A 13,472-nucleotide genomic window follows, 5' to 3' on the forward strand; every position below is an offset into this window, starting at 1 on the left:
CACCACGACGATGCTGACCAAGTCGCCCACTCCGCAAAACCCGCTCGACCGGCTCACAGCGGCCGGCCTGGCGTGGCGCGAGGGGACCTATGCGCGGCTGGCGGCACCCATCGGCGCGGCGGCTTTCGCGTTCTACATCCTTTTGACGGCGCTGACGGCCTGGGTGATGCCCGATGCCAATTGGGACATGCTGCCCTATCTCGCCATATCAGAGGAAGGCACATACCCCGATGCGCAGGCGCTGCATGACTATGCCTACAACACCGTCAAGGCCGGGGTCTCGGCAGGTGACTACAAGACGCTGACCGACGATGGCGGCGGCTTCCGCAGCCACATGGCGGAGAATGCCGCCGACTTCCATTCGCTGCTCGGCATGTACCGGATCAAGTTCCTCTACGCCGAGATCCTGTCGACGCTGAGCGCGGCGATGTCGCCGGTCGAGGCGATGCGGCTGGTGCAGGTAGCCTCGGTGCTGCTGTTCGGCGCGATCACGCTGCTCTGGCTGCGCTCGGAAAAAGCATTGGCTTTGGCGCCGGTGATCGGCGCGGTGCTGATCATGGCCGATTTCGGCGATGCGGCGTGCGCCTCGACGCCGGATCTGCTGACTTCGGCACTGCTGCTCGGCGGGCTTTACGCCTATGTCAGGGGCCGCGAGGCGGCGACGGCGATCCTGCTCTTCCTCGCCTTCATGGTGCGGCCGGACAATATTGTCTTTCTTGCCGTTTTCGCCGTTCTGCTCATCGCCTTCCGGCAGCAGGCATGGGGTGCGCTGGTCGGTTTTGCGGCGTCCTTCGTCGCCTATTTCGCCATCTCGCACTGGTCGCATCATCCTGGCTGGTGGCCGCATCTGTGGTTCTCCAGCGTCGAGCAGCACTACAACATGGACGGGTTCGAGCCGCCGTTCTCCGTCGTTGCCTATCTCAAGGCATTTGCCGCATCGCTGCTGCGCGCCGTCAACCTGAACAGCTGGGTCGGCGTCTCGGTGCTGGCGCTGGCCGGCTGGTACGCGGTCGGCCGTGCCGGCTTCCGGCTCGACCGACGCGCCGGCATTCTGTTCGCGGCGCTCGTGCTCGGCGCGCTGGCTAAATTCACCGTCTTCCCGATCCACGACACGCGCATCTATTTCCCGCATCTGGTTCCGCCATTCCTGCTGCTGGCCACCCCTTTCATGGCGCTGTGGGCGACAGTCGGCCGTGACCAGCACCGCGCCGTCTTGCATGTCATTCCCGGAGACACGCCATGAGTTCGCTGTCCAGCCTGACGCGCATCGCGCTGTCGCTTGGCCTTCCGGCCGGTTTGCTCGACCGGGGGCCGTCGCTGCGCGGCACGAAATTCCTGGCCGGGGCGGCATTGAAAGCGCGCCTCGGCGGGACAAGGCGGCCCTTCCAGATGGTCAATGTCGGCGCCTGCGACGGCGCGCTGTTCGACGACGTCACGCCCTGGCTGCATCGCATTCCAGGCGCCCGTGCCCTGCTGGTCGAGCCGATCCCCTATAACCAGAAGCGCCTGCGTGCCAACTATCCCGATACCAACCGGTTCATCATCGAGCCGGTTGCCGTCACGAAAACAAGGGGGACGATCACCGTCCACACCTTCGATGCCGCCGCGCTCGAGGCCGGCACGCTGCCGATCGAGTTCATCGGCTGCTCCTCGGTTACCGACACCAACCTGATGTCGGGCAAGAATGCCTGGGGCGAGGATGACGTGAATTTCAACAAATTCGCGCCCTATCTCAGGGACATCGAAGTGCCGTCCGAGACCTTGCAGACATTGCTCGACCGCAACGGCATCAGCCATATCGACGCCTTCCTCGTCGATTGCGAGGGCGCAGACTGGATGGTCTTCGAGCAACTCGATCTCCAACGCTACCGTCCGGGCATGATCAAGGTCGAGGTCGGCGCACTGCCCGCTCCGGAGATCGGCCAGGTCGTGGTCAAGCTCAAGACCGCCGGCTACCAGGTCGGTTTCCAGGCCGAGGACATCTGGGCCTTCGCCTGACGGCAGCGATTTTCCTGATCCAAATCGGGTCGCGACGCATTCGCGGCGTGTCGCAAACAGGCGGTAGCGCGCTCATCGTCGTCTGCATATTGTGCGCCGATCAGACGGGCGCCGACGCCGCCCGCAACAGCACCTGGAGTCGCGGGCAATGGCAGAGTTTCCGAACAAGGCGAAGGTCGTCATCATCGGCCTGGGTGGCATTGTCGGCGCGTCAATCGCCCATCACCTGATCGAACGCGGCTGGGACGACATTGTCGGTATCGACAAATCAGGCATCCCGACCGACATCGGCTCGACGGCGCACGCTTCCGACTTCTGCTACACCACCAGCCACGATTTCCTGTCCTGCTGGACGACGCTCTACTCCATCGATTTCTACGAGAAGATGGGCCATTATGCGCGCATCGGCGGCCTCGAAGTCGCGCGCGTCGGCGATGACAGCCGCATGGACGAAATCAAGCGCAAGATCGCTTCGGCCAAGGCTTTTGGCACGCGCGCCCGGCTGATCGAACCCGCCGAGATCAAGGAGAAATTTCCGCTCATCGAAGAGGCAATGGTGCAGGGCGGCCTGTGGGATCCCGACGCCGGCCTGGTCATCCCGCGCTCGCAGACGGTCGCCGGCAAGCTCGTCGACCAGGCGGAAGCCTCGGGCAAGCTCAAATCCTTCGCCAACACGCCGGCCCGGTCGCTCGTCGTCAAGGACGGCCGCATCAGCGCCGTGGTGACCGACCGCGGCACCATCGAGGCCGACTACGTCATCGTCTGCGCCGGCATCTGGGGCCGGCTGATCGCCGAGATGGTGGGCGAGGACCTGCCCGTCATGCCGATCGACCATCCGCTCACCTTCTTCGGGCCCTACAACGAGTTCGCCGGCACGAGCAAGGAGATCGGCTGGCCGCTGCTGCGCGACCAGGGCAATTCGGCCTATATGCGCGACACCGGCGACCCCAAGACCGCCGAGGGCGGGCAGATCGAATGGGGTTATTACGAAGAGACCAATCCGCGCCTTTGCCATCCGCGCGACCTGCTCGAGAAGGACCAGGCCCGGCTTTCGCCTTCGCAGCGCGATCTCGACATGGAGCAGATCCTGGCGCCGCTGGAGCGCGCCATGGAACTGACGCCGATCCTGGGCGAACTCGGCTACAACGAAAGCCATTCCTTCAACGGCCTGCTGCAGGTGACGGCGGATGGCGGCCCGTCGATGGGCGAGAGCCAGAAGGTGAGGGGGCTGTGGTATGCCGTTGCCATCTGGGTCAAGGACGGCCCGGGCATGGGCAAGCTCATCGCCGACTGGATGACGGACGGCCGCACCTCGATCGACCATCACGCCATCGACTATGCGCGTTTCTATCCGCACCAGACCAAGGAGCAGTTCATCTGGGATCGCTGCACCGAGACGGCGATGAAGGTCTACAATCCCGCCGTGCATCCGCGCGAGCCCTTCTCCAAGGGCCGCAACATAAGGCGCTCGCCCTTCTGGGAGCGCGAGAAGGAACTCGGCGGCTATTTCATGGAGCTGGGCGGCTGGGAGCGCGCGCACGGCTATGCCGCAAACGAGCATCTTCTGGAGAAATACGCCAACCGGGTACCGGTGCGCGAGAACGAATGGGACAACCGCCATTTCTGGCGCGTCTCCAATGCCGAGCATCTGGCGATGAGCGAAGACTGCGGCATCGTCAACCTGTCGCACTTCTCGATGTACGACATCGAGGGACCCGACCACGTCGCGCTGCTGGAGTGGCTGTGCGCGGCCAAGATCGGCGGCGACAACAATATCGGCAAGGGCATCTACACCCACTTCCTCGACGAGGAAGGCATGGTGCGCGCCGACTTCACGGTCATCCGCATGGCCGACCGCTGCCGTTTGATCGATGGCGCGGACGCCGGCCCGCGCGACTTCCAGTACATGCGCCGCACCGCGCAGGATAAAGGTTTCGATGTCACCATCACCGATGTGACGGAAAAATACGTCACCATCGGCATCTGGGGCCCGAACGCGCGAGCAACCCTGCAAAAGGTGGTCGAGAATCCCGAGGGCCTTGCGCTGGAGAATTTCCCGTTCGCCGCGATCAAGCCGATCCGGATCGCCGGCAAGGACGTCACCGCCTTCCGCATCTCCTATGTCGGCGAACAGGGATGGGAACTGCACATGCGCTACGAGGACGGCCTGGCCGTCTGGGACGCGCTGCGCTCGACCGGCGTCATGCCGTTCGGCGTCGAGACCTATGCCAATACGCGGCGCATGGAAAAGAGCCTGCGTTTGCAGAATGCCGATCTGCTCACCGAGTACAACCTGCTCGAGGCCGATCTTGCCCGCCCGAAAGTGAAGGAGAACGACTTCTGCGGCAAGGCCAAGCACCTGGAATACCGCGCCCGCGAGCACCAGCCGGCGATGCTGTGCACGCTGGTGATGACCGAAAACACCGATTCCAAGGGTGTGGCGCGTTATCCGGTGGGCACGATGCCGGTGCTGGACCCCGCGACCGGCGAGACGCTGGTCGACGAACTCGGCCGCCGTTCCTTCACCACGTCGGTCGCTTACGGCCCGACCATCGGCAAGAACATCGCGCTCGCCTATCTGCCATGGGCCTATGCCCAAGAGGGCCGCAAGCTGAAGGTGGAGTATTTCGGCGAGACCTATCCGGTCGAAGTCGCTGGTGTCGGCTACAAGCCACTCTACGATCCGGAGAATCTGAAGCCGAGAAGCTAGGCAACCTCCCAGCAGGGCTCGTGAGCAAATTTTTGGATAAGCCCGGCGGCCAAGGTCGGGCTTTTCTCTTTTTCGGCTGGCGATTCTGGCTTACCCTGCGGCATGTCTGCTTTTGCTCGCGCAAGACATCTGCTTTCAGGCGCCGCCGCCCTGGCGCTGATGCTGTGGCTGGCCCCGGTGTCGCTCGCGGACGAACCCGTCGACGTCGAACTGGTGCTGGCGGTCGACGTCTCGCTGTCCATGTCGGCGGACGAACTCGAGATCCAGCGTCGCGGCTACGCGGCTGCATTGACGCACGATCATGTGCTGCAAGCCATCGCCGCCGGCGCTTATGGCAGGATCGCCGTTACTTATGTCGAATGGGCTGGCACCAACTCGCAGCACGTCGTCGTGCCGTGGACGGTAATCTCCACTCGCGCCGACGCCGAGCAGGTGGTGGCGCGGCTGTCCGCCCAGCCTCCCAACAGCGCGCGGCGCACGTCTATCTCCGGCGCGCTGGAATTCGGCGCGGACCTTTTCGCAGAAAGTGGCTTTCAAGGGACGAAGCGGGTCATCGATATTTCCGGCGACGGCCCCAACAACCAGGGCGCGCCGGTCGATATCATCCGCGACGAGGTGGTCAAGCAAGGCATCGTCATAAACGGCTTGCCGCTGATGACCCGCGGCGGTTTCACCAGCGCCTACGATGTCAACGATCTCGACCGCTATTACAGCGACTGCGTCATCGGCGGTCCCGGAGCCTTCATGGTTCCGGTCAACGACTGGACGCAGTTTCCCGAAGCTATCCGCCGCAAGCTTGTGCTTGAGCTCGCCGGCCCGGCCTCGCCGCGGTCGGTTGACCAGGCCAATCGTCCGCCGGTGGTGCTGGCGCAGGCCGAACAGGCCAGCGATTGCCTGGTCGGCGAAAAGATGTGGCGCAACCGCAATTGGATGCTCGATAGCCGCTGAGAAATTCCAGAAAAAGCGCATAGCGCCTTCCCGGTACGCGCGTAACGCTTTCCCTTTGGAATTGATTGAAAAAAATAGTCAAAGCGGTTCGGCGTTTCCGTGAAATGCCGAACTGTTCCAGGCTTGCCAGTCCGGCAGAAGCAGTGGCAAACTGGCCTTGCCGCGCCATCCGGCGGGCGGGGTGACGCGGTCAAACCGAGGAAACACCAGATGAGACGTCTAGCTATCCTGACTGCGGTCGCGTCCATGCTTTACGCCGACGGCGCCAGCGCCCAATACGACGATCAGGCCGCCTGCATCATGTTCGAAAATGGCAATTTTCGCGGACGGTCGATCGCGCTCGGGGCCGACGATTCGGTCAATTTTCGCGGCCGCGAGTTCTGGAACGACCGCGTGTCGTCGGTGATCGTTCGCCGAGGCTGCACTCTCGTTGCCTATGAGGATTCGCGCAGGGGAGGCCGATCGATCGAGATCAGGCGCAGGGTCCGCGATTTCGGCGGTAGCGACTGGAACGACCGAATCTCGTCCGCGGAGTGCTACTGCGACCAGTATTGACGACAAGGTCCTCGGCCTTGCCGTTTTGTGGCGGCAAGGCGAACCTTCGTCGCCGACGATGTGGGCAAACACGGCCCTGTTCATTGACAGCCGGGCGGCGTCCGTGAACATTCCCCCAGAGAAAACAAAGGGGAACTGACATGAACAGGACCATTATCCTTACGCTGGCGCTTGCCGCCGGCTTGTCCGCGCCGGCGATGGCCGCCACATCGGTCACTATCGGCATCAGCGGCTGGACCGGCTTCGCGCCGCTAACGCTCGCCAAACAGGCGGGGCTCTTCGAGAAGCACGGCCTCGACGTGACCTTGAAGAAAGTGCCGCAGGCCAGCCGCCCGCTCGCCATCGCCAGCGGCGACCTGCAATGCGCCGCCACCACGGTCGAGACGTGGCAGGTGTGGAACGCCAGCGGCGTGACCACCAAGCAGATCTTCCAGCTCGACAAATCCTACGGCGCCGACGGCATCGTGGTGCGCAACGACATCAAGACCGTCGCCGACCTCAAGGGCAAGACTGTCGCGTCCTCGGCGCCGGGCACCTCGCCCTATTTCCTGCTGGCCTGGGTGCTGAACAAGAACGGCATGTCGACAAAGGATGTCACGGTCGTCAATCTCGAGCCGGACGCGGCGGCGCAGGCCTTCCTTGCCGGCCAGAACGACGCGGCCGTCACCTATGAGCCGTTCATCTCGGCGGTGCGCGACAAGGCCGACCAGGGCCACATATTGGCGACCACGCTCGACTACCCGATGGTGCTCGACACGGTCGGCTGCACGCCCGAATTCCTCAAAGCCAATCCGGACGCCGCCAAGGCGCTTGCCGACAGCTATTTCGACGCGCTCGACCTGATCAAGAAGGACCCGCAGAAATCCTACGGCATCATGGGCGCGGACGTGAAACAGTCGGCCAAGGAGTTCGAGGATTCGGCGAAGTACCTGAAATGGGCCGACCGGGCGGAGAACAAGCAGTTCTTCACCAAGGAGTTCCAGGATTTCTCCAAGACCGCCGGCGAGCTTCTGCTGCAGATGGGGCTGATCAAGGAAGCGCCTGACGTCTCCACGCTGGCCGATACCAGCGCCGTGGCGAACTGAGCGGCCGCTGTCTTGCGGCGGCGCCCCGCGCCGCCGTTTCGCTTCCACAAGGACCGTTGTAAATGCCGCGCCCCCTGCATCCGATCTCGCCGGGCACGCGAACCGTGCTCGGCATTTCCTTCTTCGTGCTGTTCGTCGTTTTCTGGGCGTGGATCACGCTTGGCGGCCACGTCAACCGCATCTTTCTCGCCGATCCGCTGTCGATGCTGCGGGATGGCTGGCGGCTGCTGGTCGAGGACCGGTTCTGGCTCGACATACTGATCACCATCTGGCGCGTCTTCGGCGGCTTCGTGCTGGCATCGGCCGTCGCCGTGCCGCTGGGCATAGCGATGGGCGCGTGGAAACCTGTCGAGGCGTTCCTGGAGCCGTTCGTCTCCTTCGCCCGCTACCTGCCGGCCTCGGCCTTCATTCCGCTGCTTATCCTTTGGGCCGGCATAGGCGAACTGGAGAAGCTGCTGGTCATCTTCGTCGGCTCCGTGTTCCAGATCATCCTGATCATCGCGGTAAAGGTCGGCTCCACGCGCCGCGATCTCGTCGAGGCGGCCTACACGCTCGGCTCCACCGACAACGGCATCGTCAAGCGTGTAATCATGCCCGCCAATGCGCCCGAGATCGCCGAGACGCTGCGGCTGGTGCTCGGCTGGGCTTGGACCTATGTCATCGTCGCTGAACTGATCGGCTCGTCGTCGGGCATCGGCTACATGATCATCAACAGCCAGTCGCGACTGGCAACCGGCCAGATCATCTTCGGCATCATCGTCATCGGGCTGATTGGGCTGTTGTCCGATCTTGCCTTCAAGGCGCTTAATCGCTGGCTCTTCCCATGGAGCCTGGCATGAGCAAGCTTCTCATCGAGGGCGTCTCGCGCACGTTCGCCGGCGTGCGCGGCGGCTCACCGGTCCAGGCGCTGATGCCTGTCGACCTGGCGGTCGCGGCCAATGATTTCATCACCATCCTGGGACCTTCGGGATGCGGGAAGTCGACGCTCTTGCGCATCGTCGCCGGGCTGGAGGCGCCGAGCGAAGGGCGCGTGCTGCTCGACGGCAAAGCGGTGACCCGGCCGGGGCCGGATCGCGGCATGGTCTTCCAGTCCTATACGCTGTTCCCATGGCTGACGGTCGCCGAAAACATCGCCTTCGGCCTGCGCGAACGCGGCATGGCCGAGCGGGAGAGGGGCGAAATCGTCGCCTCCTATATCGACCTCGTCGGGCTGAAGGGCTTCGAGAACCACTGGCCGAAGCAACTTTCCGGCGGCATGCAGCAGCGCACGGCGATCGCCAGGGCGCTGGCCAATGACCCCGCGATCCTTTTGCTGGACGAGCCGTTCGGCGCGCTCGACAACCAGACGCGCGGGCTGATGCAGGAACTGCTGCTCGGCATCTGGGAACGGCGCAAGAAGACGGTGCTGTTCGTCACTCACGACATCGAGGAGGCGATCTTCATGGCATCGCGCGTGGTGGTGATGACGGCCAGGCCCGGCCGGATCAAGTCGGACGTCGCCATCGACCTGCCGCACCCGCGCCACTACACGCTGAAGACCAGTCCGGAATTCTCCGTGTTGAAGGCGCGGCTGACCGAGGACATCCGTGTCGAGGCGATGCGGTCGGCAGAGGCGCTCTGAGGCGCGCCTCTATGCCGCCAGCAGCTGCTTGCGGTCGACGCGTTCCTGCTGCGGCGAGCGGGCGTAGAGCTCGCGGTAGCATTTCGAGAAATGCGAGGCCGAAACGAAGCCGCAGGCGACCGCCACCTCGACCACCGGCATCGAGGACTGGATCAAGAGATGCCTTGCACGGTCGAGGCGGATTTCGAGATAATAGCGGGCCGGCGAGCGTCCCATCTCGGTGCGGAACAGCCGCTCGATCTGGCGGCGCGACAGGTCGACATGGTCGGCGATCTCGATCAGCGACAGCGGCTCCGACAGATTGCCTTCCATCAGTTCGATGATGGTCAGCACTTTCGAGTTCTGTACGCCGAGCCGGGCGCGCAGCGGCAGGCGCTGGCGGTCGGTGGGGCTGCGCACACGGTCGGTCAGCACCTGTTCGCAGACGCGGTTGACGAGATTCTCGTCGAAATCGTCGCCGATCAGCTTCAGCATCATGTCGAGCGCGGCGGTGCCGCCGGCGCAGGTGTAGATGTTCTGGTCGATCTCGAACAGGTCGGCAAAGACATTGGCCTTCGGGAATGCCTCGGAGAAGCCCGGCAGGTTCTCCCAATGGATGGCGCAGCGCTTGTTGGACAACAGGCCGGCAGCGGCCAGAACATGCGCGCCGGTGCACAGGCCGCCAACGGAGACGCCGCGATTGTATTCCTCGCGCAGCCAGGCAAAGGCGGACTTGTTCTGGTAGCGCTCGACATTGGTGCCGCTGCAGACGATGGCCATGTTGGGGCGATCCGGCCCTCCCATCTTCCTGCGCTCCTCCTCCAGCGAGGTGTTGACCGCGCATTCGACACCGTTCGAAGCGCGCACCGGCTTGCCGTCGATGCTGGCGAGGCGCCATCGATAGGCCTCGTAGCCGAGCATGCGATTGGCCGAGCGCAGCGGGTCGAGCGCCGTCGCAAAGGCGATCATGGTGAAGTCGGGAATGAGAAAAAATACAAACGATCGCTTGATCGGATGCTTAACGGCGTTCACGGGAACCTCACGCAGCCATGGCGCGAACAGAATGTCGCGAATAGCATAGCGACAACAGGAAAAACCATCCTTGTCAATCGGCTAAGGAGCTTTAGCAAGATTTAATTTGCGACATGGGTCGCAAATGGGCAATCGTGTTGCGATGCCGCGCAGCCGCGGCGCCGTTCGTGATGGAAGCGCCGTCAGGGTATGCAAACAAACGCCGCCTCGGCGGAACCGGGCGGCGTCATCTATTCAGGCAGCGCGAGGGAGCGCTGCCTGCGGGATCGGTTCAGGCGACAAAACCGAGGCGTGCGGCAGCCATGGCGCCGGTCTGGCCGGGCATGGTGTTGGCAAGGCGCTGGCGCTCGAGGGCCGTGGTCAGGTTCATTTCGCGGCGAGGGAAAAGGCGGGCAAAAAGCTTCATGTTCATCTCCAATCGGTTGCTCAGACGGGTCGCCTTCGCTTGATGGAGTGGGGCAGCTCGTTTGCTGGCGTGGATATAGGCTTGTGTAAGTAAAAACTAAATCGCAAAAGCGAAGCACTTGATATGAAAAGCGACACGCAAGGCGGGAGGCTTTGTAGGCATTCCCGGATTTTTCGATAATTTACAAACGGTTAGCTTAAAACCAAGCCGCTATGCGACTTGTTCATATGCGCCATGCAGCGGCAGCATGGCTCCGAAATTCATGTGAACGCAAATAAAACGGCAAAACAGGTCGGTAAAACAAGAAGACCTGCCGGGCGGTTTGCGCGGCAGGCCTTCAATGCATGGTACACACGGTTTACTTTGCTCCAGCCCAGGATCCGACGCCGGCGCGTATGCCGGCCTTCGTGTCGGCCGCTTCAGGCCAGCCAATATCCTTCTGCAGCTCGATCGGCAGGGAGCGGATGGCGCGTTCGGTCTGGTAGCGGGCGCGGGCCGCGCTGAATTCGGTCGCAAGCCGACCGATGGATGACAGGATAGACATTTCGATCTCCTCATGTCGGGGCGGAAGTGCCCGGCAATGCCTTACGTCAGGTCTGTATCAGCTTCATTGCATGTCGAAGGCAGGTCTGTGTCGTGATCGTTTCGTGGCTGCCTTGGCAGCATCCTGCTTCGATGGAGTTGACTATGCGCTCGAACTGATGTTCAATCAAACGAAATGGAATGATAGTTTGCATCAGAAAAATTGAAGGTCGATCGTCATGAACGCCCCACTCAATCATCCGCTGCCGCTGCTGGACCTCGACGTGCTGCGCACTTTCGTGGCGATCGCCGAAACCGGCAGCTTCACCACCGCGGCCAATGCGGTCTTCCGTACGCCCTCGGCGGTCTCCATGCAGATCAAGAAGCTGGAAGATATTCTGGGCCGCTCGGTGTTCGCGCGCGATGCGCGCTCGGTGACGCTGACCACCGACGGGGAAATGCTGCTGGGCTATGCCCGTCGTCTGCTGTCGATCAATCGCGAGGCGGTGTCCAAGTTCATCATTCCCGATATTGTCGGCGTGGTGCGGCTGGGTTCGCCGGACGATTATGGCGAGCGCGTGCTGCCGCATGTGCTGAAGCGTTTTGCGCAGTCGCATCCATCGATCGCCGTCGACGTCACCATCGACCAGAGCAGCAATCTGCGCCGGCGCATGGATGACCGGGCGCTCGACATCACGCTGCTCACCAATTCCTACAAGACCAGCGCGCTCGGCGCCGAGGTGCTGTTGACGGAGCCGATCGTCTGGGCCGGCGCCAAGGGCGGCTGCGCGCATCTGCGCGAACCCTTGCCGGTGTCGCTGTGGGAAGAGGGCTGCGCCTGGCGGGCAGGGGCGCTCGAAGCGCTGAGCCGCGAGGGCCGCAACTACCGCATCGCGTATATGAGCGCGCATACGGCCGGCCAGCGCGCCGCCATCATGTCAGATCTCGCCGTGGCGCCGCTGCCGAAGTCTTTCCTCGGCAACGACATGGTCGAGCTCTGCCCCAAGGACGGCATGCCCGATATCGGCACCTATAACCTCGCCATGGTGGTAGCGCCGGACGCCAGCGCGCCGGTCAAGGCGGTGGCCGACCACATCCGGGCGACGTTCGAAGTCTTCCGGGAAACCGGCAAGTTCTGATCAACCGGGGTGCTCTGACTGGAGGCTCTGCCCCGAAGCCTCGGTGGACGGCGCTTCGAAGCCTGCTCCGGCGCCTTCAACAAGGGGCGAGGGGTTCTCGGTCAGAAACGCCACGATCCGTTCGCGCGCGCGGCGCGATTCCGGCATGTCGATCAGCGGCCAGACGTGGAACATGCCTTCCTCGTGCACGAGCTCTACCTCGACGCCAGCGGCCCGTGCTTTTTGTGCGAAGATCAGATTGTCGGGCGTGAGAAGATCGCGAGAGCCCGCCAGGAGCAATGTCCTGGGCAGCACCGAGAGGTCGCCATAGACGGGGCTGATATGCCAGTCCGTCGGGTCTATTCCGGCACTGTAGAGCCGGATAGCCTCCCGTCCGCCCGCGATGCCCAGCCAGGGATCGTTCCGCTCCGCCTCGAACACCTCGGGGTTTGCAAGCGAGACGTCGAGCCCGGGTGAGATCAGCACATGGCGCGACGGCAAGGGCAGGCCTTCTTCGGCAGCCATCATGGTGAGCACCACGGCCATGTTGCCGCCGGCGGAATCGCCCATGAAGATGATGTCTTCCGCCTCCGTCTCGCCGAGCATCCGGCGATAGACGTCGCCGACCATGCCGAACATGGCGTGGAAGTCATGCTCGGGCGCGATGGGATAGATGGGCACCGTAAAGGCATAGCCCAGCCGGTCGGCCATGTCGGCGATCAGGTGCCAATGATAGGGCGTGATTTCAAAGACATAGGCGCCGCCGTGCAGATAGAGAACCCGCTTGCGCTCGCCGGCCCTGGGGGCGATCTCGTAGACGGGAAAGCCGTCGACGGTGCGCGTCTCGATGTTGAAGCGCTGCTGCACTGACACCGGAGGGTGATGGTCCTCTGTCCGGCGCGCCGCAGCGATCCAGCGCTGCAGGTTTTCCGGGCTGGAAAACGCCTTCTTGCGACTGTGCCTGAGCACGAAGGACACGACGTGGCTTTTCAAACTTGGCATGCGGATACACGAACTTCGGCGGCAGCCGACTAAGAGAAGTCCCCTTCATATTTGAAGATCGTGCCCTGGTCGAAGATGTCAAGATTTACGCTGTGTGCACACGTCGCTGTGATCGGCGCCGCATTTCTCGCGGGAGGGATCAGCGCTGCGGCAGAAGGGCTGCGCGCAGGCGGTTGCTGGTGACGGCCGGAGCCCCTCGCGGGCTCCGGCGCGTGCCGAGCAGTTTGCACTTTTCGGCGAAGGTCATCAGCGCGTAAAGCCCAAAAGCAGGGCGGAAAGCGCCGCCTGCGGGTCGCTGGGCGGCGAGGCCGGCCAGCCGATGTCTTTCTGGACATGCGCCGGCAGGCTGTTCAGGGCGCGGACGGCCTTGTTCCTGGCATGGGCCTGCCTGATGGTCGCACCGTAGCGGCCGAGATTTTCGAACATCGACATTTTCATCTCCCTTGAAGAACGGCGGCGGCCGAGGATTATCTTCGGCCGCCGTTCGATGCCGGGT

General features: G+C 63.2%; 14 protein-coding genes. 9 read left to right on the forward strand and 5 right to left on the reverse strand.

Annotated elements, in window-relative coordinates; all coding sequences use genetic code 11:
• The first annotated feature begins 10 nt into the window (after positions 1-10).
• From FJ959_RS17430 to FJ959_RS17465, 8 genes are all read left to right on the forward strand, one after another.
• Positions 11-1,243 carry a DUF2029 domain-containing protein gene (locus FJ959_RS17430; protein ID WP_140631367.1) on the forward strand — a complete coding sequence of 411 codons (1,233 nt, stop codon included), beginning with the start codon at positions 11-13 and terminating at the stop codon, positions 1,241-1,243.
• Entirely contained in the window at positions 1,240-1,998 is a 759-nt protein-coding gene (locus tag FJ959_RS17435; RefSeq protein ID WP_140495635.1) for an FkbM family methyltransferase, read from the forward strand. Before FJ959_RS17430 ends, FJ959_RS17435 begins: the two co-directional genes overlap by 4 nt.
• A gap of 148 nt (positions 1,999-2,146) precedes the next feature.
• The gene (locus FJ959_RS17440; RefSeq protein ID WP_140631078.1) at positions 2,147-4,708 is read left to right on the forward strand and encodes an FAD-dependent oxidoreductase; all 2,562 of its coding nucleotides are present in this window, start codon (positions 2,147-2,149) and stop codon (positions 4,706-4,708) included.
• A gap of 102 nt (positions 4,709-4,810) precedes the next feature.
• On the forward strand, positions 4,811-5,656 hold the full coding sequence (locus tag FJ959_RS17445) for a DUF1194 domain-containing protein (protein WP_140631081.1): 846 nt from the start codon (positions 4,811-4,813) through the stop codon (positions 5,654-5,656).
• 210 nt (positions 5,657-5,866) lie between these two features.
• Positions 5,867-6,211, forward strand: coding sequence for a peptidase inhibitor family I36 protein (locus tag FJ959_RS17450; protein ID WP_140495638.1), 345 nt, complete (start codon positions 5,867-5,869; stop codon positions 6,209-6,211).
• Between the two features lie 140 nt (positions 6,212-6,351).
• Complete coding sequence (locus tag FJ959_RS17455) at positions 6,352-7,296, forward strand: ABC transporter substrate-binding protein (RefSeq protein ID WP_140516347.1); 945 nt, start codon at positions 6,352-6,354, stop codon at positions 7,294-7,296.
• Positions 7,297-7,358: 62 nt separating this feature from the next.
• Entirely contained in the window at positions 7,359-8,135 is a 777-nt protein-coding gene (locus FJ959_RS17460; RefSeq protein WP_140495640.1) for an ABC transporter permease, read from the forward strand.
• Positions 8,132-8,917 carry an ABC transporter ATP-binding protein gene (locus FJ959_RS17465; RefSeq protein WP_140516345.1) on the forward strand — a complete coding sequence of 262 codons (786 nt, stop codon included), beginning with the start codon at positions 8,132-8,134 and terminating at the stop codon, positions 8,915-8,917. The genes FJ959_RS17460 and FJ959_RS17465 overlap by 4 nt, the downstream gene beginning before the upstream one ends.
• Positions 8,918-8,926: 9 nt before the next feature.
• Here FJ959_RS17465 and FJ959_RS17470 read toward each other — a convergent pair whose 3' ends face one another.
• The 3 genes from FJ959_RS17470 to FJ959_RS17480 all read right to left on the reverse strand — a co-directional run bounded on the left by FJ959_RS17470 (position 8,927) and on the right by FJ959_RS17480 (position 10,878).
• The gene (locus FJ959_RS17470) at positions 8,927-9,928 is read right to left on the reverse strand and encodes a GlxA family transcriptional regulator (RefSeq protein ID WP_140495642.1); all 1,002 of its coding nucleotides are present in this window, start codon (positions 9,926-9,928) and stop codon (positions 8,927-8,929) included.
• A gap of 271 nt (positions 9,929-10,199) precedes the next feature.
• Positions 10,200-10,334: a hypothetical protein gene (locus FJ959_RS32530; RefSeq protein WP_127853696.1), complete on the reverse strand. Its 135-nt coding sequence runs from the start codon at positions 10,332-10,334 to the stop codon at positions 10,200-10,202.
• Positions 10,335-10,692: 358 nt separating this feature from the next.
• Positions 10,693-10,878 (reverse strand): hypothetical protein, encoded by a 186-nt coding sequence (locus FJ959_RS17480; RefSeq protein WP_140495643.1) that lies wholly within the window; start codon positions 10,876-10,878, stop codon positions 10,693-10,695.
• A 217-nt stretch (positions 10,879-11,095) separates the two neighbouring features.
• Here FJ959_RS17480 and FJ959_RS17485 point away from each other — a divergent pair, with 217 nt between their 5' ends.
• Positions 11,096-11,995 (forward strand): LysR substrate-binding domain-containing protein, encoded by a 900-nt coding sequence (locus FJ959_RS17485; protein WP_140495644.1) that lies wholly within the window; start codon positions 11,096-11,098, stop codon positions 11,993-11,995.
• Here FJ959_RS17485 and FJ959_RS17490 read toward each other — a convergent pair whose 3' ends face one another.
• Together FJ959_RS17490 and FJ959_RS31805 are read right to left on the reverse strand one after the other, a co-directional pair.
• The gene (locus FJ959_RS17490; protein ID WP_140631083.1) at positions 11,996-12,976 is read right to left on the reverse strand and encodes an alpha/beta hydrolase; all 981 of its coding nucleotides are present in this window, start codon (positions 12,974-12,976) and stop codon (positions 11,996-11,998) included.
• Between the two features lie 246 nt (positions 12,977-13,222).
• Positions 13,223-13,408 (reverse strand): hypothetical protein, encoded by a 186-nt coding sequence (locus tag FJ959_RS31805; protein WP_140559670.1) that lies wholly within the window; start codon positions 13,406-13,408, stop codon positions 13,223-13,225.
• Positions 13,409-13,472 lie beyond the last annotated feature (64 nt).

It is taken from the genome of Mesorhizobium sp. B2-2-4, from assembly GCF_006442375.1.
Lineage (GTDB): Bacteria > Pseudomonadota > Alphaproteobacteria > Rhizobiales > Rhizobiaceae > Mesorhizobium.